General features: G+C 67.3%; 24 protein-coding genes. 14 read left to right on the forward strand and 10 right to left on the reverse strand.

Annotated elements, in window-relative coordinates; translation table 11 throughout:
• Positions 1-134: 134 nt before the first annotated feature.
• Positions 135-1,298 carry a hypothetical protein gene (locus AAC067_RS05845; RefSeq protein WP_339930476.1) on the reverse strand — a complete coding sequence of 388 codons (1,164 nt, stop codon included), beginning with the start codon at positions 1,296-1,298 and terminating at the stop codon, positions 135-137.
• 202 nt (positions 1,299-1,500) lie between these two features.
• On the opposite strand from AAC067_RS05845, the gene crcB reads away from it, so the two are divergent.
• Genes crcB through AAC067_RS05865 form a run of 4 tightly spaced genes read left to right on the forward strand, consistent with a single transcriptional unit; the run spans position 1,501 to position 5,103 of the window.
• Positions 1,501-1,899, forward strand: a complete 399-nt coding sequence (gene crcB, locus AAC067_RS05850) for a fluoride efflux transporter CrcB (RefSeq protein ID WP_339930478.1) — start codon at positions 1,501-1,503, stop codon at positions 1,897-1,899.
• 23 nt (positions 1,900-1,922) lie between these two features.
• Positions 1,923-2,939 (forward strand): RluA family pseudouridine synthase, encoded by a 1,017-nt coding sequence (locus tag AAC067_RS05855; RefSeq protein ID WP_339930901.1) that lies wholly within the window; start codon positions 1,923-1,925, stop codon positions 2,937-2,939.
• Positions 2,936-4,429 (forward strand): putative 2OG-Fe(II) oxygenase, encoded by a 1,494-nt coding sequence (locus AAC067_RS05860; RefSeq protein ID WP_339930479.1) that lies wholly within the window; start codon positions 2,936-2,938, stop codon positions 4,427-4,429. Before AAC067_RS05855 ends, AAC067_RS05860 begins: the two co-directional genes overlap by 4 nt.
• A complete protein-coding gene (locus tag AAC067_RS05865) occupies positions 4,426-5,103 on the forward strand; it encodes an HAD-IA family hydrolase (RefSeq protein ID WP_339930480.1) in 678 nt (225 codons plus the stop codon). Before AAC067_RS05860 ends, AAC067_RS05865 begins: the two co-directional genes overlap by 4 nt.
• Before the next feature lie 6 nt (positions 5,104-5,109).
• Here the strand turns inward: AAC067_RS05865 and AAC067_RS05870 are convergent, their stop codons facing one another.
• Entirely contained in the window at positions 5,110-5,487 is a 378-nt protein-coding gene (locus AAC067_RS05870; RefSeq protein WP_339930481.1) for a DUF202 domain-containing protein, read from the reverse strand.
• An 82-nt stretch (positions 5,488-5,569) separates the two neighbouring features.
• Between AAC067_RS05870 and AAC067_RS05875 the strand changes: the two genes are divergently transcribed.
• The 3 genes from AAC067_RS05875 (at position 5,570) to AAC067_RS05885 (ending at position 8,772) form a co-directional block, all read left to right on the forward strand.
• Positions 5,570-6,331 (forward strand): ATP12 family protein, encoded by a 762-nt coding sequence (locus AAC067_RS05875; protein ID WP_339930483.1) that lies wholly within the window; start codon positions 5,570-5,572, stop codon positions 6,329-6,331.
• 51 nt (positions 6,332-6,382) lie between these two features.
• Positions 6,383-7,162, forward strand: coding sequence for a PHB depolymerase family esterase (locus tag AAC067_RS05880; protein ID WP_339930485.1), 780 nt, complete (start codon positions 6,383-6,385; stop codon positions 7,160-7,162).
• A gap of 77 nt (positions 7,163-7,239) precedes the next feature.
• Positions 7,240-8,772 (forward strand): acyl-CoA carboxylase subunit beta, encoded by a 1,533-nt coding sequence (locus tag AAC067_RS05885; protein WP_339930487.1) that lies wholly within the window; start codon positions 7,240-7,242, stop codon positions 8,770-8,772.
• Between the two features lie 8 nt (positions 8,773-8,780).
• On the opposite strand, the gene AAC067_RS05890 is transcribed toward AAC067_RS05885, so the two are convergent.
• Positions 8,781-9,563 (reverse strand): HNH endonuclease signature motif containing protein, encoded by a 783-nt coding sequence (locus tag AAC067_RS05890; RefSeq protein ID WP_339930489.1) that lies wholly within the window; start codon positions 9,561-9,563, stop codon positions 8,781-8,783.
• A gap of 924 nt (positions 9,564-10,487) precedes the next feature.
• Here AAC067_RS05890 and AAC067_RS05895 point away from each other — a divergent pair.
• On the forward strand, positions 10,488-10,820 hold the full coding sequence (locus AAC067_RS05895) for a GIY-YIG nuclease family protein (RefSeq protein ID WP_339930491.1): 333 nt from the start codon (positions 10,488-10,490) through the stop codon (positions 10,818-10,820).
• Positions 10,821-10,849: 29 nt separating this feature from the next.
• Here AAC067_RS05895 and AAC067_RS05900 read toward each other — a convergent pair whose 3' ends face one another.
• Complete coding sequence (locus tag AAC067_RS05900) at positions 10,850-11,236, reverse strand: DUF302 domain-containing protein (protein WP_339930493.1); 387 nt, start codon at positions 11,234-11,236, stop codon at positions 10,850-10,852.
• 967 nt (positions 11,237-12,203) lie between these two features.
• Positions 12,204-12,977 (reverse strand): pseudouridine synthase, encoded by a 774-nt coding sequence (locus AAC067_RS05905; RefSeq protein ID WP_339930495.1) that lies wholly within the window; start codon positions 12,975-12,977, stop codon positions 12,204-12,206.
• Positions 12,978-13,295: 318 nt separating this feature from the next.
• On the opposite strand from AAC067_RS05905, the gene AAC067_RS05910 reads away from it, so the two are divergent.
• Positions 13,296-13,799 carry a hypothetical protein gene (locus AAC067_RS05910; protein WP_339930497.1) on the forward strand — a complete coding sequence of 168 codons (504 nt, stop codon included), beginning with the start codon at positions 13,296-13,298 and terminating at the stop codon, positions 13,797-13,799.
• A 4-nt stretch (positions 13,800-13,803) separates the two neighbouring features.
• Here the strand turns inward: AAC067_RS05910 and AAC067_RS05915 are convergent, their stop codons facing one another.
• A complete protein-coding gene (locus AAC067_RS05915; RefSeq protein WP_339930499.1) occupies positions 13,804-14,457 on the reverse strand; it encodes a DUF938 domain-containing protein in 654 nt (217 codons plus the stop codon).
• Between the two features lie 205 nt (positions 14,458-14,662).
• Here AAC067_RS05915 and AAC067_RS05920 point away from each other — a divergent pair, with 205 nt between their 5' ends.
• A complete protein-coding gene (locus tag AAC067_RS05920) occupies positions 14,663-16,513 on the forward strand; it encodes a phosphoenolpyruvate carboxykinase (GTP) (protein WP_339930501.1) in 1,851 nt (616 codons plus the stop codon).
• 45 nt (positions 16,514-16,558) lie between these two features.
• Positions 16,559-17,581, forward strand: a complete 1,023-nt coding sequence (locus AAC067_RS05925; RefSeq protein WP_339930503.1) for an FAD-dependent oxidoreductase — start codon at positions 16,559-16,561, stop codon at positions 17,579-17,581.
• Here AAC067_RS05925 and AAC067_RS05930 read toward each other — a convergent pair.
• Positions 17,578-18,315, reverse strand: a complete 738-nt coding sequence (locus AAC067_RS05930; RefSeq protein WP_339930505.1) for a TonB family protein — start codon at positions 18,313-18,315, stop codon at positions 17,578-17,580. The two genes, AAC067_RS05925 and AAC067_RS05930, sit on opposite strands and share 4 nt — an antisense overlap.
• Before the next feature lie 128 nt (positions 18,316-18,443).
• Here AAC067_RS05930 and AAC067_RS05935 point away from each other — a divergent pair, with 128 nt between their 5' ends.
• Together AAC067_RS05935 and AAC067_RS05940 are read left to right on the forward strand one after the other, a co-directional pair.
• The gene (locus tag AAC067_RS05935) at positions 18,444-19,241 is read left to right on the forward strand and encodes a transglycosylase SLT domain-containing protein (RefSeq protein ID WP_339930507.1); all 798 of its coding nucleotides are present in this window, start codon (positions 18,444-18,446) and stop codon (positions 19,239-19,241) included.
• Positions 19,242-19,342: 101 nt separating this feature from the next.
• Positions 19,343-20,479, forward strand: a complete 1,137-nt coding sequence (locus tag AAC067_RS05940) for a DUF2336 domain-containing protein (protein WP_339930509.1) — start codon at positions 19,343-19,345, stop codon at positions 20,477-20,479.
• 66 nt (positions 20,480-20,545) lie between these two features.
• Here the strand turns inward: AAC067_RS05940 and AAC067_RS05945 are convergent, their stop codons facing one another.
• The 3 genes from AAC067_RS05945 to AAC067_RS05955 form a co-directional block, all read right to left on the reverse strand.
• Positions 20,546-21,022, reverse strand: coding sequence for an Hpt domain-containing protein (locus AAC067_RS05945; protein ID WP_339930511.1), 477 nt, complete (start codon positions 21,020-21,022; stop codon positions 20,546-20,548).
• A 62-nt stretch (positions 21,023-21,084) separates the two neighbouring features.
• Entirely contained in the window at positions 21,085-21,870 is a 786-nt protein-coding gene (locus AAC067_RS05950) for an NAD kinase (RefSeq protein ID WP_339930513.1), read from the reverse strand.
• Positions 21,871-21,901: 31 nt separating this feature from the next.
• Positions 21,902-23,038, reverse strand: a complete 1,137-nt coding sequence (locus tag AAC067_RS05955) for a DUF2336 domain-containing protein (protein ID WP_339930515.1) — start codon at positions 23,036-23,038, stop codon at positions 21,902-21,904.
• A 173-nt stretch (positions 23,039-23,211) separates the two neighbouring features.
• On the opposite strand from AAC067_RS05955, the gene AAC067_RS05960 reads away from it, so the two are divergent.
• Entirely contained in the window at positions 23,212-23,976 is a 765-nt protein-coding gene (locus AAC067_RS05960; RefSeq protein ID WP_339930517.1) for a class II aldolase/adducin family protein, read from the forward strand.
• The last annotated feature ends 94 nt before the right edge of the window (positions 23,977-24,070 follow it).

The raw sequence follows: 24,070 nt of genomic DNA on the forward strand, positions 1-24,070 counted from the left end.
GACCTGTCTCCCGGATAGCGGCTGGCGCCGCTTCCGGGAGGATGATGTGGCTGTGCTCAAACGTCCCGGATCGCTGCTGGCGCAGCGTCCGGGATGACAAGGCGTCCGGATAACCGACCGCTGGTGCCGCAGTCCTACCGCCCCCCCCGCGTCAGGGCCCGGTATTCGACCAGACGTTCCTTGTCGCGCCGCACCTGGTCGGCGACGGCGTTGTCGACGTCCAGCGAGGCGTAACGGACCCAGTTCTCGATGCCCAGCTTGTCCTGGATGGCCGAGGTCGGGGTCTGCCACCGGAAATAGGACAGGAAGCTCACCGCCACGCCCAGCACCACGGCCAGCAGCTCGAGGCCGCGGAACACCGTCTCGTGTCCCGGCGGCGGGGCCTGGACCAGAAACACGCCCAGCCAGATCAGCAACAGGATCGGCGTCAGGAACCGGTTGAACCAGCGCATCCAGTAGCGTTCGCGGCGAACGCGCCACAGCTCCATCTGGACGTATTTTTCCAGGTACTCCATGCGCGCGCCCAGCCACATGGTCAGCCGGGTCAGATACAGGGCGCGCTGGCCCCAGGCCTTGCCGTCCTGCTGGTACTGGGTTTCCGCCTGGTCGGCCATGGCGCGGCCGCTGGTGAACAGGTTCTGCAGTTCGCGGGTGCGCTGCACGATGCTGCGCGACAGCTGGTAGGAGTCATTTTCCAGCTTGAACCGGTACTGGACGAACAGGATCGCCTGCGCGCCCCAATAGATACCGAAGGCGGCGACCATGGCGACGGCGGCCAGGATCGGGCCAGTCGTATCGGATCCGGTCCACTGGCTGAACCAGGTCGGGCCGATCAGGGCCAGCACGGCGAAGGTGACCATGGCCAGCACCTGGCTCAGCCGCTTGACGATCACATGGATGCGCAGGGCGTCGAAGATGCCGCGGCCATACTGGTAGATGTCACTGCGCAGATCGGCGTCATTGGGAAACCGCTCCTCGATCTGGCGCGCATACAGCACGTGAAAACGGTCCGGCTTGCTGTCGGTCTCCCAGAACGGAAAGATATCCAGCGGCTGGTTGAAATATTCGTCGATGTGGGCCGACACCAGGTCCAGGGCGACCGGGTCGTGCGAGAAATATTCGCTGTCCTGGATCGGCTGCAGGATACCGTCGGGCGAACGCGGCACACTCGCCCTCGGCTGCGGCGTGGCCGAGGGCGCAACCCGGTCAGCCAGATCCGCGGCTCCCGGTGGCGGGGCCATGTGCGGCGGGGCCTCCTGAACGGGGGGCGTCTCCGGATGGTGATCGTGATCGGACATGGTTGTCGCAACACTCCTGGAACTCGGCCTTCATCCTAGGGCAGGCCGGTCCACCGACCGACGATCTTCCCTCAGGACGCGAACGCCAGCTTCAGCTATCGCCGTTAACCGTACCGCTGGGCAAGTGAAGTTTCGGTCAGGCGGTGGTGCCCGAAAGGCCGTGCCACCTTCGCAAGGCCGCGTTGCGCGCTATAAGCGCCGGATGACACGCTTTCTCATTGTCGCCGCGGGGGGCGCGCTCGGAGCCATGGCGCGCTACGGCGTCGGCATCGCCACCCAGCGGCTGGTGGGACCGGGGTCGAGCTGGCCGTGGGCAACCCTGACGGTCAATGTCGTCGGCGGCCTGGTCATGGGCTTGCTGGTCGGCTGGCTGGCCCTGCGCGCCGGGGCCGGGCAGGAGAGCGTGCGCCTGTTCGCGGCTGTCGGCTTATTGGGCGGGTTCACCACCTTCTCGGCCTTTTCGCTGGAGGCGGTGCTGATGATCGAGCGCCGTCAATTCGCCATGGCCGGGGGCTATGTCGCCCTCTCGGTGGTCCTGTCGATCACCGCCCTGTTTATCGGCCTGATGGTCGCCCGCCGCGCCTTCGGAGCCGCTCTTTGACCTCCCCTGAAACCAATGACCCCATCCAGGACGCTGAACCCGCCGCCAAACGCGAGGTCCAGACCATCTACGTCGCCGAGGCCGAGGACGGCATCCGTCTGGACCGCTGGTTCCGCCGGCGCTGGCCCCACCTGTCCAACATCCAGGTGCAGAAGATGGCCCGCAGCGGTCAGATCCGCGTCGACGGCGGCCGCATCAAGCCCGAGGGTCGGCTGACCGCCGGGGCCGCCGTGCGTGTCCCGCCGATCCCCGACGACACCTCGCGTCAGGCCGGCGACGTCCATACCCTGACCCAGCGCGACATCGATTTCGCCAAATCCCTCGTCATCTACGAGGACGACATGGTCATCGCCATCAACAAGCCGCACGGTCTGGCCGTGCAGGGCGGGACCAAGACCAGCCGCCACGTCGACCGGCTGCTGTCGGCCTGGGGCGAGGGCATGGACCGGCCGCGTCTGGTGCACCGTCTGGACCGCGACACCTCCGGCGTCCTGCTGTTAGGCAAGGGGCCCGAGGCGGCCAAGCGTCTGGCCGGGGCCTTCGCCCGGCGTCAGGCGAAAAAGACCTACTGGGCCATCGTCATCGGCAATCCCAAGCCGTCGGCCGGCCAGATCGACATGCCGCTGAAGAAGACCGGCATCAACGATTTCGAGATGATGCGCCCCGCCGACCGCAAGGACCCGCGCGCTGAGTCGGCCGAGACCGCCTTCGCCACCATTTCCCGCGCTGCCCAACGCGCCAGCTGGATGGCGCTGCGCCCCTTCACCGGCCGCACCCATCAGCTGCGCGCCCACATGGCCGGCATCGGTCATCCGATCCTGGGCGACCGCAAATACGGGGACGACAAGTCGCGCGAACTGAGCGGCATCCTCAAGCTGCAGCTGCATGCCCGCCGCATCGAACTGGACCATCCGTCCGGCGGCATCCTCGACATCACCGCCCCGCTGAGTCCCGAGGTCAAGGCCGGCTTCGCCCATTTCGGTTTCGACGAACATGAGGGCGATGACGATCCGTTCGAGGGAGTGCGTCGGCAGAGATGAGCATCGAGCTGAACCGGACCGCGAACCAGCTGATCGGCCAGGGCCGGGCCGCCGAGGCCCTGCGCCTGACCGAACCGGCTGTGGCCGGGGATACGGTGGCGACCACTGCGCTCAATGCCCACGCCGCCGTGCTCAAGGCGCTGGACCGTCACGCGGAGGCGGCGGAGTTCAATCGCCGCGCCGTAAAACAGGACCCGAAGGACCGGATCGGCTGGCACAATCTGGCGGCTACCCTGTGTGATCTGTCCGACTATGCCGGGGCCCGCAAGGCCGCCGAGCGCGCCTTCCGTCTGGGGCTGGACGCGCCCGAGACCTTCCTGGTGTTCGGTCGGGCCCTGCAGGGGCTGGCCATGTTCGACGGGGCCGAGCGCGCCTTCCGCGATGCGCTGAAGCGTCGTCCCGACTATGTCGACGGCCATCGCGACCTGGCCCAGCTGATCTGGATGCGCACCGCCGATCCGGACCTGGCCATGGCCGGGCTGGAGGCCGCCGTGACCGCCCATCCGTCCCCGGCGCTGGCGGCCCTGCAGGCCATGGTGCTGGAGCGGGTCGGACGCCCGCGGGACGGCTATGATGTCCTGCGGCAGGCCCTCGGGCGCTGGCCAAGCGACGCCCGGCTGCAGGTCGCCGCCGCCGAGGCCGCCGCCGATCTGGGCGAGACGGAGGAGGCCGTGCGTCTGGCCGAGGCTGCCTGGGCCCAGGCCCCCGGCCATCCGGCCCTGCTGGAAGTGGCCTGTACCGCCTGGCTGGCCGCCGGCCGTCCGCGCGCCGCCTTCGAGGCCCTTGGGGCGCGGCTGGACATCGCCCCGTACGACCAGATCTTTCTGGCCTTCCGCGCCACCGCGGCCCGGATGCTGGGCCATCCCGACTATGAGCGGCTGTATGACTATGAGACCTTCGTGCGCCCGGCGGTGGTCGAGGCACCCAAGGGCTGGGCCAGTCGCGAGGCCTGGCTGACCGACCTGTCGGCGGCCCTGCACCGACTGCACAAGCTCAAGAGCCATCCGCTGGAGAATTCCCTGCGCCACGGCAGCCAGACGGCCCAGAGCCTGCGCCAGTCTGACGATCCGGCGATCAAGGGCTTCTTTCAGGCCATCGACGCCCCGATCCGCGCCTATATGGACGCGATCGGCACCGGCTCCGACCCGCTGCGGGCGCGCAATACCGGGGCCTATGACATCCGCGGGGCCTGGTCGGTCCGGCTCAAGCCCGGCGGCTGGCACGTCGACCACATCCATCCGCAGGGCTGGCTGTCGTCAGCCTTCTATGTCGAGACCCCGACCGCCGCCCTCGACACGCCACAGCGCGAGGGCTGGATCCGCTTCGGCCAGCCCCGCCACCGCACCACCCCGGCGCTGGAGGCCGGTCGCCACGTCCGTCCCGAGCCGGGGACGCTGGTGCTGTTCCCGTCCTATATGTGGCACGGCACCGTGCCCTTCACCTCCGACGAGTCACGCATGACCATCGCCTTCGATGTGGTGCCCGCATGAGCCGGCCGCTGGCCGTGTTCGACATCGACGGCACCCTGGTCGACAGCCGCGCCTCGATCTTCCGAGCCGCGACCGAGGCGGCCCGTGATCTGGGCCTGCCCGAGCCCGAATACGACCGCGTGCGCCAGATCGTCGGCCTGTCACTGCCCAGGGCCCTGCATGTGCTGGAACCGGCCCTGACCGACGCCGAACTGGCTGATTTCGTCGCCGCCTTCCAGCGCAGCTTTCAGCGCATGCATGCCGAACAGGTGGTCGAGCCGGTCTATGCCGGGGCCATGGACACCCTGCGCCGGCTCAAGCGCGACGGCTGGCGTCTGGCCCTGGCCACCGGCCAGAACCGGCGCGGCGTGACCCGCAACCTGGCCCGTGAGGGCTGGGCCGAGCTGTTCGTGTCCAGCCACTGCGCCGGGGACGGCCCGGGTAAGCCCGATCCGGCCATGCTGTTCGCCGCCATGGCCGCCAGTGGGGCCGATGCCGCCTCGACCACGATGATCGGCGACACCAGCCACGACATCAGCATGGCGCTGGGGGCCGGGGCCCATCCGCTGGGCGTGGCCTGGGGCTTTCACACCCGCGACGAGCAACTGGCCGCCGGGGCGCATCACGTCGCCGACGATTTCACCGATCTGGAAGCCGCTCTGGACCGGTTCGCCCGCGCCAGCACCGCCGCCTGATTCGCCTCAGACCAGCAGCCACAGCCCGGCCAGCAACGCCGCCCCGCCGATGCCGATACCGATGGCGATGATCCGCAGATTCATCTGCGGCAGGGGATTGATAGAATGGGTGTTCAGCCGCTCGGCCATGGCACAGGCCCGGCGCTCGGCCATGATCACCAGAAAGATGCCCAACCCGATGAAGACCGTGGCGATGGCCTTGGCCGCCCAGGTCGGCTCCATCGCCTTGAACAGGGCGTTGAAGGCCAGGCCGATGCCGATCGCCGCCATCGCCGTCCGCGCCCAGCCGGCAAAGGTCCGCTCATTGGCCAGGGCCGTGCGATCCTCGGCCAGATCGGTCCGGTCCTCGGCCAGTTCGGTGCGGTCGGGTCTGTCGGCGTTCATGGCAGGATAATCGGCTCGCAGCCCCGATCGTTCCGCCACCCCGGGGCTGCGAACCCCGCCGGACCGGTCTATAGAGCGCCGCATGAGCCATATTCCGCCCCTCGATCCCAATGTCGCTGCCCGCAAGGGCTTCCGTGAGTCCGAGGAACGGCTCAAGCGGTTCTGGACGGCCGTCGACGTCGCGGCCGAGGGTGACGGCTGGGCGGTGCGGCTGGACGGGCGCGTGCCCAAGACCCCCGCCCATGCCCGCCTGATCCTGCCGACCGAAGCCGCCGCCCACCTGGTCGCCGCCGAATGGGCCGGGCAGGGCGAGTTTCTCGATCCCGGTACCATGCCCGCCACCCGCCTCGCCTCGACTGCCATCGACCGGGTCAGTCAGGTGCGCGAGGCCGTGGCCGACGAGATCGCCGCCTTCGCCGGCTCCGACTGCCTCTGCTACCTGGCCGAGGCCCCGGCCTCGCTGGTCGCCGAACAGGCCCTGGCGTGGGAGCCGTGGCGTGACTGGGCCGCCCGCACCCACGGCATCCGCCTGCAGGTCGCCGAAGGCATCATCCACCGCACCCAGGACCCCGAGGCCATCACCCGCACCCGCGCCTTGGCCCTGGCGCTCGACGATTTCGCCCTGACCGGCCTGGCCACGGCCACGCCCTTGCTGGGTTCGGCCGTGCTGGCCCTGGCCCTGCAGCAGGGCGCGCTGGGCGGCGAGGCGGCGTTCGAACTGTCGCGCATCGACGAGGCCTTCCAGGAACGCCAGTGGGGCATCGATGCCGAGGCCGCCGAACGCACCGCCGCCCGCCGCGCCGAGGCCGTGCTGCTGGAGCAGTGGTTTCGCGCCCTGGGGTGAGGCCCACCGCCGATGGTGCTAGCCTCCTGGTCTGAGCCGAGGAGCGCCGCCATGATCCTGTCCCGCTTCAGCCGCCGCGCCCTGCTGGCGACCGGCCTGTCGGCCATGGCCCTGCCAGCCTTTGCCCAGTCCGCGCTCGGCGAGCCGACCCGCTACGCCGCCGGCCGGCTGCGGGCCCGGATCGATCCCGCCCACATCCCGCCCGAGCCCGCACGCCTGACCCGGCCGCTGGGGCTGGATGCGCGCGACGCCTTTCTGTTCATTCCCGCCGACCTCGACCTGTCACAGCCGGTGCCGCTGGTGCTGGCCCTGCACGGGGCCGGGCAGGCGGCCGCCGACCTGCTGGGCCAGATCGATCGTGAGGCCGCCCGCGCCGGGGTCGTGGTCGTGTCCGTCAGTTCGCGCGCCTCGACCTGGGACCTCGAGGGTGGGCCGATCGGGGCCGATGCCGCCTTCATCGACCGGGCCCTGCAGGCCGTGTTCGACCGGGTCCGCATCGACCCGGCGCGCATCGCCGTGCTCGGCATGTCGGACGGCGGCTCGTATGCGCTGTCGACCGGCATGGTCAACGGCGACCTGTTCTCCGACGTCATCGCCTTCGCCCCGATGCAGTTCGTGGCCCCGTCGTCGCTGGGCCGACCGCGCTTCTATCTGTCGTCCGGCCGCCGCGACAGGATCAGCGCCTACGGCAATCAGCGCGCCATGGCCCGCCAGCTTGAGGGCTTTGGCTACACCGTCCACATCCACCCGCACCAGCAGGGCCATGTCATCGACCGCGACGGTCTGCGCGAGAGCCTGACCCGATTTGTCGCCGGTGGTGTCGCCCCCTGACGGTCGGCGATTGGCCGGACGTTCTTGCCAGCCCGGCCCGGGCCTCCTAATCCGGGGGCTCGATCAAGGGACCGACCATGCAAGACATCCTCGACCAGCTCGAAGCCCGCCGCGCCGGCGCCAAACTCGGTGGTGGCGAAAAGCGCATCGCCGCCCAGCACGCCAAGGGCAAGCTGACGGCGCGCGAGCGCATCGAGGTGCTGCTGGACGAGGGCAGTTTCGAAGAGACCGACATGTTCGTCGAGCACCGCTCGCACGACTTCGGCATGCAGGACCAGCGCATCCCCGGTGACGGCGTGGTCACCGGCCGCGGCACCATCGGCGGCCGTCTGGTCTATGTCTTCTCCAAGGATTTCACCGTCTTCGGCGGCTCGCTGTCAGGGGCGCACGCGTCCAAGATCGTCAAGCTGCAGACCATGGCCCTGACCAATGGCGCGCCGATCATCGGCCTGTTCGACGCCGGCGGCGCGCGTATCCAGGAAGGCGTGGAATCCCTCGCCGGCTATGCCGACATCTTCCTGCAGAACACCCTGGCCAGCGGCGTCATCCCCCAGATCAGCGTGATCATGGGCCCCTGCGCCGGCGGCGACGTCTATTCCCCGGCCATCACCGACTTCATCTTCATGGTGAAGGACACCTCCTACATGTACGTCACCGGCCCCGACGTGGTCCGCACCGTCACCAATGAGGTCGTCACCCATGAGGATCTGGGCGGGGCCCGCGTCCATTCGCAGAAGTCCGGCGTCGCCGACGGGGCCTTCGAGAACGATCTGGAGGCCCTCAGCGAGGTCCGCCGCCTGATCGGCTTCCTGCCCCTGTCGAACCGTGAAAAACCGCCGGTGCGCGACTCCTATGACGACCCCGACCGCGACGAGGCCAGTCTCGACACCCTGACCCCGGCCAATCCGAACCAGCCCTATGACATGCACGAGCTGATCCTCAAGGTCGTGGATGAGGCCGAGTTCTTCGAGATCGGCCCGGACTTCGCCAAGAACATCATCACCGGCTTCGGCCGCCTCGACGGCCAGACCGTCGGCATCGTCGCCAACCAGCCCCAGGTCCTGGCCGGGGTTCTCGACATCGACTCCAGCCGCAAGGCCGCCCGCTTCGTGCGCTTCTGCGACGCCTTCGACATCGCCTTGGTCACCTTCGTCGATGTGCCCGGCTTCATGCCCGGCACCCGCCAGGAATACGGCGGCCTGATCAAACACGGGGCCAAGCTGCTGTTCGCCTATGCCGAGGCCACCGTGCCCAAGCTGACCGTCATCACCCGCAAGGCCTATGGCGGCGCCTATGACGTGATGAGCTCCAAACACCTGCGCGGCGACGTCAACTACGCCTGGCCCAGCGCCGAGATCGCGGTGATGGGGGCCAAGGGCGCGGTCGAGATCATCTTCCGCAAGGAGGCCGGCGACCCCGAGGCCCTCGCGGCCCGCGAAGCCGAATACAAGGAGCGGTTCGCCAACCCGTTCGTGGCGGCGTCCCGTGGCTATATCGACGACGTGATCATGCCGCACGGGACGCGGAGAAGGCTGATCCGGGCGCTACGGACGCTGAAGAACAAGGTTCTGGACAACCCTTGGAAGAAGCATGACAACATCCCGCTATGAGGTTCCAATCATAGTCGATTGGATTTCCGTAGATTGCACGGCTCGCACAGAAGCTGGATGTTTCTTATCGAGTTGCTGCCGCCTCGCGAGAACGGGACGATGTGGTCGAAACAAAGTAACTGTCGACTTTGACACTCCACGCACATCCCTCCGTCACGTTGCCAGACCTCGCGTTGGACAGCCCGAGGGATTGCCTCCCTCCGGGGTTTGAGTGGCGATGCTGCTGGCATCGCGGCAACATCGACCGGCGTTGGAAGAGGATCATCGCCGCGTTCGGTTGAAGGGTGACTATCGAGCTTTTGGGCCTTGACCAGTGGAAGCGGCGCGCTTGCTGACAGGGCACGAGCGTAAGATATGATGTCGGAAACCTCAGCTTCCGAGCGAATAATCAGCTTCAGTGCTGGTTGGCCTTTTTCTAGACCTCGGGAGGCATAGGTTCCGCTGTGCCGGCCAGCCTCGGCTGCATATTCCAGCGCCATCTCTGGGACTGCTTCGCCGTCCGCAGGATAAGGAAGCCAAACGAACGCAGCGTCCTCCCGATTAGGCTGGTCCTTCTGGAGAACGATTTCGATTGTTTCGCCGATTGGCCACGAGATCACTTTGATGGGATCCCGTCTAGGTACCCCAAACTCTGCGGCGAACCGTGCCGCTATTTTTTCACGCAACATTCCAAGTCCGATTCTATCCAATAAGCGGACATGATACCGGCTGTCTGCATCTGACCAACCTCCTCTTCCTCTGCTCCCGCAACCGCCTCCGCTCCCCCACGGCCGAACAGGTGTTCGCGGCATACCCCGGCGTCGACACCGCGTCCGCCGGCCTGGCCCCCGATGCGGAGGAACACTGCTCCGCCGAACGGGTCGAATAGGCCGACCTGATCTTCGTCATGGAGCGCGCCCACCGCGCCCGGCTGCAACGTCGCTTCAAACCCCAGCTGAAACGCGCCCGCGTCATCTGCCTCGACATCCCCGACGACTACGCCTTCATGCAGCCCGAACTGGTGGCGTTGCTGAAAAAGAAGGTGGGGCCGTTTCTGCGGTCCACGGGCGGCAACTTAGGGCCCACCTTGTCATCCCGGCCGAAGCGAAGCGGAGAGCCGGGACGGGACGGGACCCCACATCACCCCTCCCGGAAACCGCGCAGCGGTTGTCCGGGAGACAGGTGGGATCGACCCCGGTAGGCGGAACACGCCCCGGCAGGTTGCGACGGCCGCCCGTCTCCCGGCTCAGCCCTGCGGGCTGTCCGGGAGGATTTCATAGGTTTCCCGTCCCGTCCCGTCCCGGATGGCGCCTGCGGCGCTTCCGGGATGACAAGGTGCGATGCCTGGGGCACCGGCGGGGGACAAGAATGCAGTGTTCCTGCACCGCCGGCGGTTGAGCAAGACCCCCCTTGTCATCCCGGCCGAAGCGAAGCGGAGAGCCGGGACGGGACGGGACCCCACATCACCCCTCCCGGAAACCGCGCAGCGGTTGTCCGGGAGACAGGTGGGATCGACCCCGGTGATGGGAACGCGCCCCGGCAGGGTGCGGCGTCCACCTGTCTCCCGGCTCAGCCCTGACGGGCTGTCCGGGAGGATTTCATAGGTTTCCCGTCCCGTCCCGGATAGCGCCTGCGGCGCTTCCGGGATGACAAGGGGAGGGGGCAGAGGGGCTTCCGGGATGACAACGCACACACAATCTTGACGATAGCAAAGCCACACGCATAAGCTGTCCGCCATGCCCGCAACCGGCCACAGCTACTGGGTCTATATCGTCGCCAGCGGTCCGTGCGGCTGGCTCTATGTCGGTATGACCAACGACCTGATCCGGCGCATCGACGAACACCGGCACGGCCAGATCGACGGTTACAGCCGCGAGCGCGGCACCGACCGGCTGGTCTGGTACGAGCGTCACCGCTACGTCGATCAGGCCATCCTGCGGGAAAAGCGTATCAAACGCTGGCAGCGTGCGTGGAAATTCGCCCTGATCGAGGCGGCGAACCCGCACTGGACCGATCTCTATCCGGGTCTGGTCGCGTCCCGGCTCTCCGCTTCGCTACGGCCGGGATGACAAGAGGGCCTTCACCGACCGTCTGAAAATCAAACCGCCTCCACCGCCCGCTTCAGGCTCTCACCGATCTCTTCGGCCTTGGCCTTCAGGCCGGGGTTGTCGATGGCGGTCATCGAGGCGACGGGGTCGATGGCGGCGACCTCGCAGCCACCGGTCGGGATCACCTGGACGATGACATTGCACGGCAGCATCAGCCCGACCTTGTCCTCGAACCCCAGCGCCTCGTGCGCGGCCTTGGGGTTGCACGCCCCGAGGATGATGTAGGGGCGGAAATCGACGTCGATCTTCTTTTTGAACGTGGCGGCAATATCGACCTCGGTGATGATGCCGAAGCCCTCGGCCTGCAGCGTCTCGCGCGTCCGGGCCACGGCTTCGTCGAACGGCAGGGTGGTGGTCTTGGCGTGATAATAGGTCATGGGAGGTCTCCTTCACCGGCATCAACGGTCGGCGAGCAGGGCGGTTGCCCCTGCAAGCCCCTCTCCCGTGGGGAGAGGGGTTGGGGAGAGGGGTGCGGTGGCCCCCGTTCGCACCGTAACCCCTCACCCATTCGCCTGACCGTTCGCTGCGCTCCCGGAGGCTCAAGCCCTCTCCCGCCGGGAGAGGGACGCGATGCGACATGTTTGCGTAAAATCCCCCTATCGACGCTACCCAAACCCCTTCCTATTCAACCCCTTCCGCTTTTCCACCCGCAGATTTCCCGCCCCGGTTCCGACCTGCCCCATACTTCCCCTGTCCCGTCGCACGGGGGCTCGCTCGGCCGGCGATCCGCAGCGGCGGCGGGAGCGGATGGAGCGGGCGCAACCCGGAGCCAGACCCTGCGGGGTCGCTTGCCGAGGGGATGCGAGGTCGAGCCGGGTGGAAGGCCGGACGGCCGAGGGGGCGGGGAGGATACCCGCACCGGTCCAGGAGATGGTCGCTGCCATCCCTGCCCGCCGTGTGCAGAAGGACCCCTCGTCAACAGCGAGGCCCACGGTCCGCGCATGTGGAAGCCCGTCCGCGCGGAGCGTCTGACGTTCGCCGAAACGGTATTTCTAGTCTTGTTCCGGGCGAAGGTCCGGCGCTCCGCCAACGCCCCTCACCGACGCCGCACCGGCGCGCGGGGTTTCCGCGTGCGAGACCTTCTCCCCTTGCGGGAGAAGGTGGCATGCGAAGCATGACGGATGAGGGGTTTCCCTGCCCGCGAGAGTCAGCGAGCGACCGTGGACGGCTCATCGGTCCCGCCGGTTTGACCCCTCATCCGACCTCGCTGCGCTCGGCCACCTTCTCCCGCAAGGGGAGAAGGACGTGGGAGCGGGTCCGTGCCTGAATAGACCGCGCTGGCGCGCGCCGCCGGGTCCGCCGCTCGCTGAGCGCCGAAGGATGACGACAATGAGAAAGCTAGCTCTACCCCTGACCCACCAGCGCCGCCCGCTCTTCCGCGGTCAGCACCCGCCAATGCCCCTCGGGCAGGTTGTCGAGCCGGATCGGGCCGACGCGCACCCGGATCAGGTCGATGACCTCGAGGTCGACCATCTCGCACATGCGGCGGATCTGGCGGTTGCGGCCTTCGCGCAGAATGAATTTCAGCCGGAACGACTCCATCCGGCTGACGTGGGCCCGCTTCAGCTGGCGACCGTCCAGCATCAGGCCGTAGCGCAGCATGGTCAGCTTCTTCTCGGTCACGTCGCCGGCGATCCGGACCAGATATTCCTTGTCGATGGTCGACTGCGGCCCGATCACCGCCTTGGCCACCACGCCGTCGTTCGACAGCAGCAGCAGGCCGCGCGAATCCTCGTCCAGCCGGCCGATCGGGGGCAGGGAGGCGTCCTCGGCCGGTTCCTCGCCCTCGAACGGCCAGGGGCCGACGCGGTTGGGTTCGATCACCAGCTGGATGGCCGGCACCTTGTCCGGTTCGGGCTGGCCCGAGACGAAGTCGAGGGGCTTGTGCAGCATGATGGTGACGCCCGAGGCCAGTTCGGCCTCGGCGCTGTCCGACAGAGTCAGGGTTTGCCCCGGCTCGATCTTGCGGCCCGGGTCGGTGACCGTCTCGCCGTCGATCGAGACCATGCCGGCCACGATCAGCCCCTCGGCCTCGCGTCGCGAGCAGACGCCGCTCTGGCCCAGCCATTTGTTCAGGCGCTGCGGTTCGTCGCCGTCATAGGTGCGGGTGAAGGCCATGGGGCTCCGGGGGTCAGGGTCTGCGTCTGTGTAGAGCCGGTCGCGGCACGGGGGAAGGCGCGACGGTGCGCGACGCGGCCGTTGCGACCGGTCGACGATCAACATCGCCACAGATGTGCACCTGCAGCAAAATTGCCGGAAAATGTTGACGAAACGGAGGATTCACTATAGGGTCGGACTATTCCAAGATCACGATGTGTCTCCGGGTTCTGGCCTTGCGCCGTTCCCGTGAAGACCCATTTCAATATACTGATCGTATCGACTGAGGGCTGTATTTCACGGCCTGAATAGTCGACCCCATCTCTGAAGGAGAACTCTTTGTCCGCACAACGCGCCGGTTCCTATTCTGCCCGTCCCCGTAACGACTTTCGTCGTGCCCCGACCCGCGCCCGCGTCGGTCTGGCCATGCGCCGGTCGATGGATTTCGGGCCGCTGGGTGACGTCGAGCCGCTGATCCAGAATCAGGGTCTGTCGCTGGCTCCGATGTCGACCGGCGACGCCAGCCTGTCCGTCGCGGGGGTCACCGTCCTGGCCACGGCGCGTGGTGCCGACATCGCCAGTGGTGCGCTCAAGGGGCTGGTCGTGCCGGGCGGCATGACCGACGACGCCTCGATGGCCGCCGTCAAGCTTCTGCTGGACGCCGCCGGTGCCAAGGGCGTGCCGATCCTCGCCTTCGGTGAAGGTATCGAACAGGCGGTGCTCGCCGCCGGTGGCGATCCCGCCGCCTTCGTCGATGCCCCGGCCGTGCTGATCCACGGCACGAAGATCACCTCGCTCGCCGACCGCGACGCCGTCGCGAACGCTGCCGCTGCTATCGGCTAGCGATCTAGACCCGCCGGAACAGCAGGCACAGATTGTTGGCCGGCATCGCCGTCCGCAGGGTCAGGGCCAGTCCGGCGGCTCGCGCCACAGCCACCACGTCCTCGAGGGCGCGCAGACCCCAGTCCGGGTCGCGCGCCCTCAGTGATTCGTCGAAGGCCGCATTGGACGGGGCCAGGGGCTGATCCGCCTCGCGATAGGGGCCGTACAGCACCAGCAGCCCGCCCGGATTGCGCAGCATCCGCGCCGCGCCGGCCATCAGCCCCTCGGTCGCCGCCCACGGGCTGATGTGGACCATGTTGATGCAGACCACCGCCTCGAACGGCGGCCCATTGCTCGCCCCGTCCGGCGGCCAGCTCAGCGGATCGGCGGCATCCAGCGCCAGCGGCGCGGTCAGATTGGGCAGGGCGGCGGCGTCGCGCCAGGCCGTGATACTGGCCCTGGCCTCGGGGCTGGGATCGCTGGGCGTCCACTGCAGATTGGGCAGGTCGCGGGCAAAGGCCACCGCGTGTTCGCCCGATCCGGCCGCGATCTCCAGCACCCGTCCGCGCGCCGGGAGATGCGCCTTCAACACCGCCAGGATCGGCACGGTATTGCGCGCCACGGCGGGGGAGGTGAGGCCACCGCTCGGGGCGGGGCTGACGGGATCAAGGCTTTGCACGGGCGATCGATACCGCTCCCGACCGGCAGAGGCGACCGGAAAATGCGGAGTGGTCACGGAGGTCGCGCGCTCAGGGGTGGAATATTGCCACGGTTGACGCCGGGTTCCCGGCGGTGTTCCTGCCCCCTGTAACAGAGCGTGATAGCCACGCTCGAGCGTCTCGACGGCGAAGATCGTCAGGCGGACAGGCTCAGGAGCGTTTCGCGTGACCCAGGTTCAAGCCATCCCCGGACTTCATCCCGCCCCGACCCGCCACGCCCGGCTGGTCGCCTGGGTCGAGCGCATCGCCGCCATGACCCGGCCCGACCGGGTCCACTGGTGCGACGGCTCGGAAGCCGAGAAGGCCGCCATCGTCGCCGACCTGATCGGCAAGGGCACGTTGCGCGAACTGGACCAGACCAAGCGCCCCGGCTGCTACTACGCCGCCTCGGACCCCAAGGACGTGGCCCGGGTCGAAAGCCGCACCTTCATCTGCTCGAAGGACGCCGCCGACGCCGGCCCGACCAACAACTGGTCCGACCCCGCCGAAATGCGCGACCGCCTCGACGGCCTGTTCGACGGCTGCATGGCCGGCCGCACGATGTACGTCGTGCCGTTCTCGATGGGCCCGATCGGCTCGGAGCTCAGCGCCCTCGGCGTCGAGATCACCGACAGCGGCTATGTCGCCGTCTCCATGGGCATTATGACCCGGATGGGCAGCGCCGCCCTGGAAGCCATGGGCGAGGACGGCCCGTTCGTGCCCGCCGTCCACACGCTGGGCGCGCCGCTGGCCGCCGGCCAGGCCGATGTGCCGTGGCCCTGCAATGCCGAGAAATGGATCGTCCACTTCCCCGAAACGCGTGAAATCTGGTCCTACGGCTCGGGTTATGGCGGCAACGCCCTGCTGGGCAAGAAATGCTACGCCCTGCGCATCGCCTCGGTCATGGCCCGCGACGAAGGCTGGCTGGCCGAGCATATGCTGATCCTCAAGCTGACCAGCCCCGAGGGTCGCGCCAAATACATCGCCGCCGCCTTCCCCTCGGCCTGCGGCAAGACCAACCTGGCCATGCTCCAGCCCAGCCTGTCCGGCTGGAAGGCCGAGACCATCGGCGACGACATCGCCTGGATGCGCTTTGGCGACGACGGCCGACTGTATGCGGTAAACCCCGAGGCCGGATTCTTCGGCGTCGCGCCCGGCACCAGCCGCAACACCAACGGCAATGCCCTGGCCACCCTGGCCACCAACACCGTGTTCACCAACACCGCCCTGACCGCCGACGGCGACGTCTGGTGGGAAGGTCTGACGAAAGAGGCTCCTGAGGGGCTGACCAACTGGAAGGGTCAGCCGCACGACCCGACTTCCGGCGAACCCGCGGCCCATCCGAACGCCCGCTTCGCCACCCCGGCCGGCCAGTGTCCGGCGATCGCTCCTGAATGGGAAGACCCGAAGGGTGTGCCGATCGACGCCATCCTGTTCGGTGGCCGCCGCGCCTCGGCCGTACCGCTGGTGACCGAGGCCTTTGACTGGGAGCACGGCGTGTTCATGGGCTCGACCGTGGCTTCCGAAGGCACGGCCGCGGCCGAGACCGCCATCGGCGAGCTGCGTCGCGATCCCTTCGCCATGCTGCCGTTCTGCGGCTACAACATGGGCGACTATTTCGCCCACTGGCTGTCGATGGCCGGCAAGACTGACGCCGCCAGACTGCCGCGCATCTATTTCGTCAACTGGTTCCGCAAGGGCGCGGACGGCAAATTCGTCTGGCCCGGCTTCGGCGATAATTCGCGCGTGCTGAAATGGATCGCCGAACGTCTGGACGGCACCGCCGGAGCTGTCGACACGCCGGTCGGCCGCACCCCGGAGCGGGCCTCTCTGGATCTGTCGGGCCTGGACCTGTCCGACAGCGACCTGTCGACCCTGCTGGACGTCGATGCCGAGGTCTGGACCGAGGAAGCCGCTCTGATCCCGGCCTTCTACGAGAAGTTCGGCGAGCGCCTGCCGCCCGCCCTGTGGGCCCAGCATGGGGCCCTGGTGGAGCGGCTGTCGGCCGAGCGCGCCGCCGCCATGGCTGCCGAATAGACAGCACGGCTTGAAATCAGGGCGCGGGCAGTCGAAGGACAGCCGGTGTCCTCCTCAACTGAAGTCCTGGTCATCGGTGCCGGCGTTCTGGGCCTGTCCACGGCCGCGGAACTGCTTCGGCGCGGCCATGAAGTGACCGTGGTCGATCCCGGCACCGTCAACGCCTCGGCCGTGGCCGCCGGTATGATTGCGCCCGCCTTTGAAGCCTTGGCCGACTGGCGCGGATCGGACGGCCAGCTCGATCGCAGCGACCTGTTCCGCGCCGCCCGCGCCCAGTGGAGCGACTTCGCCACCGCCTTCGACCTGCCGCTGCACCGCGAAGGCGCCGAATGGCGCGGGCCGGATCTGGAGGTCGTCGCGTCCCAACTGCGCTGGCTGGGCTTTCCCGCCGAACGTACGGGCGACGCCGTTGTGACCCCGGCCGATTGGCGAACAGAGCCAGCCGCGGCCCTGACCCGTCTGCGATCACTGCCGGGACTGACGGTGATGCCCGGTCGGGTCAGCAGCCTCACGACCGACGGTACCCGCTGGACGGCGAGGCTGGAGGATGGCTCCGGGCTGGCCGCAAGGTCGGTGGTGCTGGCCACGGGTGCGGTGAACGGGCTGGACTTGCCGGAACCCGTCGCCCGTCTGGTTGCCCAGCTGCAACCGATCCGAGGCCAGATCGCCGTCACCGCCCGGCATTTGGTCGAGCGCACCGTGCGGGGGCCGGCCGGCTATATCGCGCCGGGTCCCGGCGGCTCGGTGATCGGCGCGAGTATGGAGCCTGACCGCACCGATCTGCAGCCAGACCTTGAGCGGGGTAGCGCCATGGTGCGCGCCTGTCTGGCCCAGATCGGCGTAAAGGAGAGCCCGGCGGTTACCTGGCGGGTCGGGGTGCGCGGCGCGACCCGGGATGGCCTGCCCATGGTGGGTGCCGCCGGACCGGTCGGCCTGCATCTGGCCCTGGCCCCGCGCCGCAACGGCTGGCTGTTGGGCCCGCTGGTAGCGCGCACCGTGGTCGACGGTCTCGAGGGCCGGGCGGCCGAGCCGTTCGCCCTGGCCCTCGATCCGCGACGTCTTGCCTAGCTGTCGGGCAGGGTGAAGCGCAGGTTGATATTGACCCGTGCTCCGTCCACCGCCTGGCCGTCCACCGTGCGCGGACTGATACGGAACTCCCGCGACAGTGCCTGGGCCGCCCGTCCGAAGCCGTAGCCGCCGGGCGTTTCGGCGGTGACGACGCAGCCGCTGACCGCGCCGCTGGTCTGGACCACGCAGGTCAGGGAGGCAGTCCCGGCCACCTCGGCCCTGAGGGCACGCTGCGGATAGGCCCGCATCAACTGCTCTCCGCTGGGCTGACGGATCCAGTGGGGATGGCTGATGACCGACGGCGGCGTTGGGGCCACAGTCGGAACGGTGCCCGTCCCGATCGGCGAGGATTCCGGTACTGAACGGCCGAGGTTGATGACGTTGTTGAAGTCCACCGCCGGCTTGTCCGAGGCCGCGGCGGCTATCGTGTCGGTCGGGCTGGTTGCGGGGCTGGTCGGGTGGAGCGGGGCGTTGGGGGCCGGCGGCTCTGGTGTGACCACCGGATCGGGGGTCCGGGGCTTGAACATAATGACTTCGATCGGCGGCGTATCCGTAGGCGTCACGCTGGCTGGCGGCAGTTCGAACCGTTGATAGTAGAGCGCCGCCCCGACACCGACGTGGGCCAGCGCGACGACGCCGATCGCTGCCCAGCTTGCGGGGGTAAGGGGGTTGCGGCGGTCGCCGAATTCGAGGGGGCTCACCAGTCCGGGGGTACCGGCGGTTCTGGTCATCATGGTCGTCACTCCCTGTCGTTAGCCGTCCCCACAGCGTCCCGACTCACAGTTGAGCGCTTCCCTTGAGGCAAGTTTTGGGCGAACCCCGTTAGGGTTTCGTTAACCACGATCGCGCAGCGTCCGGCACTATGACCATCGGAGCGATTCCATCATCGGGCGGCGTGGAGGCGGCCATTCGGCGCGCATCCAGCGCCACCGGCGTGGATTTCGACTTCCTGATGAAGACCGCGCGGCGGGAAAGCGCGATGAATCCTTCGGCCCGGGCTCCGACCTCGTCGGCTGCGGGCCTGTTCCAGTTTATCGAGCAGACGTGGCTGGCCACCGTCAAACAGTACGGGGCCGAGCACGGCTACGGCCAGTATGCGGATCTGATCCATCGCGGCGGCGACGGCAGATGGCGGGTCGAGGGCTCTGCGCGCAATGTGGTGCTGGACCTCCGGTTCGATCCCCAGGCCGCCTCGGCCATGGCCGCGGAACTGACGGCCTCGAACGCCGCCTATCTGCGCGGGCGGACGGGCCGCGAGCCGGGGGCCGGTGACCTTTACGCCGCCCATTTCCTTGGCCCCAACGGCGCGGCCAAGTTGATGGAGGCCATGGTGACCCGTCCCGGGACCAGTGCCGCCGCCCTGTTTCCGCAGGCGGCGTCGGCCAATCGGTCGATCTTCTATCGAGACGGGCGTTCGGCGACCGTGGCCGAGGTGCATGCCAATCTGAATCGTTCGGCCGGCGACGGCGCACCGGCGGCGAGCGTCGGTACCAAGGGGGCACCCGATCTGGGCGAACGCGACCGCTTGCTGGCGGCACGACTGGATCGACTGAAGCAGGATCAGGGGTTGTTGGCCCTGCTTCTGGGGCAGAACGGTGACGGCAAGGCCGGCGGTTTCGGTGGGGCCTTCGGGCCGGAGCCGGCGCGCGAAACGAGCTGATCCACAGCCGTTGGTAAACCGGGCGTTAACGATCCGGGTTCACCCTGCATCTTCAGCTAGACTCCGATTCTCCGCAGCGTTTGAAACCCCGAGCGTCCCCAATGACCGCCTTACGTGCGAGCCTGACAGAGTTCGATATCCGTCGTCTCATCAAGGCGACTGATGCGGATGATCGAGCGGCCGCGGCGCACAAGCTGTGCCGGAGCATGGAGCGGGCTCCGTTGACGGCCGAGGATCGCGAAGCGGCCCAGAAGATCCTGAGAGTTATGGCGACGGATGCCGCCGAGATGGTGCGTCGGGCGATGGCTGTGACGCTGAAGGCCTCTGACCTCATTCCGCATGACGTGGCACGCCGTCTGGCCTCTGATGTCGACAGCGTGGCTCTGCCGATTATCGGCTTTTCGCCCGTATTTACTGACGATGACCTGATCGAGATTGTCCGCGCCGGTTCCGCCGTGCGCCAGGTTGCGATCGCCGCCCGTCCGAAAGTCTCTCGTGACCTGGCCTCGGTGCTCGCCTCTGACGGCTGTGAGGCTGCGGTCCGGACCCTGGCCTCCAATGACAATGCCGATCTGTCGGAAACGGCCATGGGTGTGGCGGTCGACCGGTTCGGCGACTCGGCCGAGGTGGTCGCAGCGCTCGCCTACCGTCAGGTGCTACCGCTGTCCGTGACCGAACGATTGGTCGAACTGGCCAGCGAGGCGGTGCGTGAGCATCTGGTTACCCGCCACGCCGTCGCCCCCGAGACAGCGATCCGGCTGGCGCGGTTTGCCCGCGAGCGGGCCACGGTCGATCTGGTCGATGAGGCGGCGTCCTACGCCGACCTCCCGGCCTTTGTCGCTCAGTTGAACGCTCGCAAGGTTCTGAGCCCGTCATTGATGCTGCGCGCCTTGGCACGGGGCCAGATGGCGCTGTTCGAACACGGACTGGCTGAACTGGCTCAGACTCCGCATCACCGGACCTGGCTGATGGTGCACGACGCCGGACCGCTCGGTCTGAAGGCGATCTATGATCGTGCGGGCCTGCCGCCTCGACTGTTCCATGCGATCCGCGCCGGCGTTGATACCTGGCGCGCACTCCAGGCTGAGGGCATCGACACCTCGGGTGATGAGTTCCGGCAGAAGATGCTGGAGCGGTTCCTGACCCAGAGGCCCAACGCCCCGCGCGATGATCTGGCCTATCTGATGGAACGGCTGGATCACGCACCGGTATCCGTTGCGGCCCGGTCTGCGGCCTAGATCACAAGCCAAACGCAGAACGCCCGCCGGATCTGGCGGGCGTCTGACAAGAAATCAGCCGGTTATTCAAGCCAGGTGGGCGGTGACCCGGGATTCCAGTGTTTCAGCGAGGATGCGGCCGGTCGGGTGTTCGTCCGTCTGGATCTGGTCGCGAACGACGGCGCGGATCGCATCAATATGGGCGTCCAGCAGCACCGGAGGTGCCGCCATTCGTTTCTGCTGATCGTCCAGCAATTTGCAGAGTGATGCCGCCAGACGGGTGACGATCGGATATTGGTAGGTGCTGCCCAGCCCTTTGAGGTCATGAGCGCGAAAATAGAGCGCTTCCGCGGTTTCCGGCGTGTAGCCGTTGTCGCGAATGCCTGCCTGAGCCTGTTCCAGCTTGACGATTTCGTCCTGCAGCCACTGGCCGAATTGTGAAGACATGGCCTTGAGGGCTTCCTCGGCCTTGGCAATCGCATTGGCGTCGATGCCGCCGAATCCCCCGCCGACTTTCATGCGGAGGGTATTGGGCGGTCGAATTACCTGGGCCGAATTGCTCACGTCAGAACTCCCGTGGTTGACGAGCCATCATGGAGGAGACGCTGTTAAGAACCCGTGACTGCTCAGTTATTGAACTGCTCCGCCAGCACCCGTTCCTCGAATGAACGGCTGGCGTCGAACAACATGGTCAGAGCGAGGTCGCGCCGTTCACGAACATCGACGCGGGTGACGCGGCGAACTTCGAAACTGTCAGCCGTTGCGCTGACCGGGCGCTTTACGGGTTCGAGAACGTCGAAACGCACGCGGGCTTCATGCGACAGCAGGGCACCGCGCCACTGACGGGGGCGGAAGGCGCTGATCGGGGTCAAGGCGAGGATACGGGCGTCCAGTGGAATGATCGGCCCGTGCGCTGACAGGTTGTAGGCTGTCGATCCTGCGGCAGTAGCGACCATGCAGCCATCGCAGATCAGTTCCTCCAACCGGACCGTATCGTCGATCCAGATGCGCAATTTAGCACTCTGGCAGGTCTGGCGTAGCAAGGAGACCTCATTGATTGCCAGGCCGCTGTGGGCCTCGCCGTCCGCATCCCAGGCATCCATCTGCAGCGGATGGATCACGGTGTGGCCCGCGACCGCGAGCCGCTCAAGAAGATGATCTTCCTCGAAATCATTCATCAGAAAGCCGACAGAGCCGCGGTTCATGCCGAAGACCGGGGTTCGCCGCTCCAGGTTGTCGTGCAGTGTCTCCAGCATGAATCCGTCGCCACCGAGCGCAACGATGACGTCGGCGGCAGCGGGAGAAACCGAGCCGTACCGGGCCGTGAGGCGCAGTCGTGCCTGTTCGGCCTCAGGGCGTTCGCTTGCGACGAAGGCGATCTTCAGTGGGGGGCGGGGGGATGGGGCGCTCACCGGTGCACGCAAGCCGAGCGGGGCGTCGAAGTCAAACGGTAGCAGGCTGGCCGTCGTGCGCCAGGGCGCGGAAGGCCCGTGCCGCGGAGGCTGCGGAAATAGAGCCACGCAGCCAGACCTGGGCTCCGTAGGTGCCCGGTGCTCCGTCGTTGAGCAGGCGGATTTCGTTGATCATGGCGACGAAGACGGCTCTGTCGATACCAACAGCGGAGCAGGCATAGTAGATCGCTTCCGGGGAGCCGGCATTGAGGGCTCCGCGGATCTCCGCGACAGAAAATCCTCCGAGAGCGGCGAGTCCATGGACAAACAGGTTCAGCCGCTTTTCCCGAACTGCCCGAACGAGATAGCTGGGCCGAAGCTGGTCGGCGGCGCGTAATTTGTCGATCAGTCGGCGCTCTGATTCTTCGAATTCATCGTTTTCCGCGACCACGACCGGCACGACACTGTCGCGGAAGGCTTTGTCCACCGCTTGCTGCACGGAAACGTTCAGGTCGTCTTCATTGATCTGGAAGCGGGCACCGATCGCCTGACGCAGCGCCGTGCCGACCCACTGGTAGAGTTGTTCGGCGAGGACGTCTGTCAGCCTGGGGTGCCGGGTCAGGGGCGCGCGCAGGGCGGCGATCCGCCGCGATTGCTCAACCAGCCGCCGGACGCCGTCCGGGCTGATTTCCGCTGTCCGGTTGGATGCCAGCGCGGTCAGGGTCGCGGGTTCGGCGCGATCGATAATCGCGTCGGCGACCCGACCGCTGAGTGCCGGACGTCGGGCGACTTCGATCTGATGTTCAATGGTGGCCTGGACCAGGATAGCGATCAGGTCGTCGTCCTGAAGCATCGGGCTGGAAGCCAGAACCGGACGCGCGATCTCGATCTCGTCCAGCGCCAGCATGTTGACGAGGGCGCGGGGAGCCCAGTCGGCCTTGGCCAGCCGTTCGGCCAGAATCCGACGCACGTCCCGTTCGACCTGATGCGCGAGCATGAGCAGGACTTCGCCCAGGACATCCGAGATTTCCTCGGCGGGCGGATTGGCGTCGCAAAGGGCGGTAATGGCGAGAAGTAGTCTCTGGCGATCGTCACCGGTTCGGCTGCGCGCAAGGGCGAGAAGTTCGCCCAGTGACGTAGCTTCGGATTCGGGTGACGACGACGGGGTGAGCTGGACGAGAACGGTCACGACTGGCTCCGATTTCAGGCCCAGCTGGCATGAGGCAGTGCGTTAACTGTGTCGTTTGACGGTGAAGACTTGGTTAAGATTGACGCCGGATACACCTTCCCGGCCTTGACCTGTGCGCCGGTCGGGACGAGCGTGACGGGATCGATGCAGGCGACGATGCGGGAGTGATGAACATGGCGGACGGAACGGTTCAGCCCCTTAAATCCCGGGTGTCAGCCGAGGAATGGCAGGTCCGGGTCGACCTGGCGGCCCTTTACCGGCTGGTCGCCCTGCATGGGTGGGACGACATGATCTTCACCCACATATCGGCCCGTGTACCCGGACCCGAGCATCATTTCCTGATCAATCCCTATGGCTATTATTTTGAGGAGATGACGGCGTCGTCGCTGGTGAAAGTCGACCTCGAGGGGACCGTCGTCCAGGAGACGACGAATTTCATTAATCCCGCCGGTTTCACCATCCATTCGGCGATTCACGCGGCGCGCGAGGACGCCCGGTTTGTGATCCACCTGCACACCGAGGCCGGCGTCGGTGTCGCGGCCCAGAGTCATGGTCTGCTGCCTATCAGCCAGAACGCCTGCCTGCTGCAGCACCAGGTCGCCTATCACGGCTATGAGGGCGTCGCGCTGAACCATGACGAACGACAGCGGATCGTTGCGGATCTCGGTGACAAGACGCTGATGCTGTTGCGCAACCACGGCACACTGGCGGTAGGACCGACGGCGGCAGCCGCCTGGGTCGGGATGTTCTTTCTCGAGCGCGCCTGTGCCCAGCAGGTGGCGGCCCTGTCGGGCGGAAGAGACCATGTGCTGATCGCGCCGGATGCGGCCCAGGCAGAGACCCGGGAACAGGGGGGCGGGATCGGCATGGTTGCTTCCCTGGCCTGGCCGGGGGCCCTGCGCCAGCTGGACCGGAAGTCTCCGGGTTACGACATTTGAGGGCCGCTGCGGCGGGGCTGGCTTGCCTCACCGCAGCTTTCGCGGCCGATGTCGCGCGGGCAGGTCCCTGGACCCAGCCTGCAGGCCAGGGGCA

Source organism: uncultured Brevundimonas sp., from assembly GCF_963977465.1.
Classification (GTDB): Bacteria; Pseudomonadota; Alphaproteobacteria; order Caulobacterales; family Caulobacteraceae; genus Brevundimonas.

What these genes read in the sequence shown, in the direction of transcription:
- AAC067_RS05845 (WP_339930476.1), bottom strand. Translation starts at nt 1,298, where the DNA reads ATGTCCGATCACGATCACCATCCGGAGACGCCCCCCGTTCAGGAGGCC.
- crcB (WP_339930478.1), top strand. Translation starts at nt 1,501, where the DNA reads ATGACACGCTTTCTCATTGTCGCCGCGGGGGGCGCGCTCGGAGCCATG.
- AAC067_RS05860 (WP_339930479.1), top strand. Translation starts at nt 2,936, where the DNA reads ATGAGCATCGAGCTGAACCGGACCGCGAACCAGCTGATCGGCCAGGGC.
- AAC067_RS05865 (WP_339930480.1), top strand. Translation starts at nt 4,426, where the DNA reads ATGAGCCGGCCGCTGGCCGTGTTCGACATCGACGGCACCCTGGTCGAC.
- AAC067_RS05870 (WP_339930481.1), bottom strand. Translation starts at nt 5,487, where the DNA reads ATGAACGCCGACAGACCCGACCGCACCGAACTGGCCGAGGACCGGACC.
- AAC067_RS05875 (WP_339930483.1), top strand. Translation starts at nt 5,570, where the DNA reads ATGAGCCATATTCCGCCCCTCGATCCCAATGTCGCTGCCCGCAAGGGC.
- AAC067_RS05880 (WP_339930485.1), top strand. Translation starts at nt 6,383, where the DNA reads ATGATCCTGTCCCGCTTCAGCCGCCGCGCCCTGCTGGCGACCGGCCTG.
- AAC067_RS05885 (WP_339930487.1), top strand. Translation starts at nt 7,240, where the DNA reads ATGCAAGACATCCTCGACCAGCTCGAAGCCCGCCGCGCCGGCGCCAAA.
- AAC067_RS05890 (WP_339930489.1), bottom strand. Translation starts at nt 9,563, where the DNA reads ATGCCGCGAACACCTGTTCGGCCGTGGGGGAGCGGAGGCGGTTGCGGG.
- AAC067_RS05895 (WP_339930491.1), top strand. Translation starts at nt 10,488, where the DNA reads ATGCCCGCAACCGGCCACAGCTACTGGGTCTATATCGTCGCCAGCGGT.
- AAC067_RS05900 (WP_339930493.1), bottom strand. Translation starts at nt 11,236, where the DNA reads ATGACCTATTATCACGCCAAGACCACCACCCTGCCGTTCGACGAAGCC.
- AAC067_RS05905 (WP_339930495.1), bottom strand. Translation starts at nt 12,977, where the DNA reads ATGGCCTTCACCCGCACCTATGACGGCGACGAACCGCAGCGCCTGAAC.
- AAC067_RS05930 (WP_339930505.1), bottom strand. Translation starts at nt 18,315, where the DNA reads ATGATGACCAGAACCGCCGGTACCCCCGGACTGGTGAGCCCCCTCGAA.
- AAC067_RS05935 (WP_339930507.1), top strand. Translation starts at nt 18,444, where the DNA reads ATGACCATCGGAGCGATTCCATCATCGGGCGGCGTGGAGGCGGCCATT.
- AAC067_RS05940 (WP_339930509.1), top strand. Translation starts at nt 19,343, where the DNA reads ATGACCGCCTTACGTGCGAGCCTGACAGAGTTCGATATCCGTCGTCTC.
- AAC067_RS05960 (WP_339930517.1), top strand. Translation starts at nt 23,212, where the DNA reads ATGGCGGACGGAACGGTTCAGCCCCTTAAATCCCGGGTGTCAGCCGAG.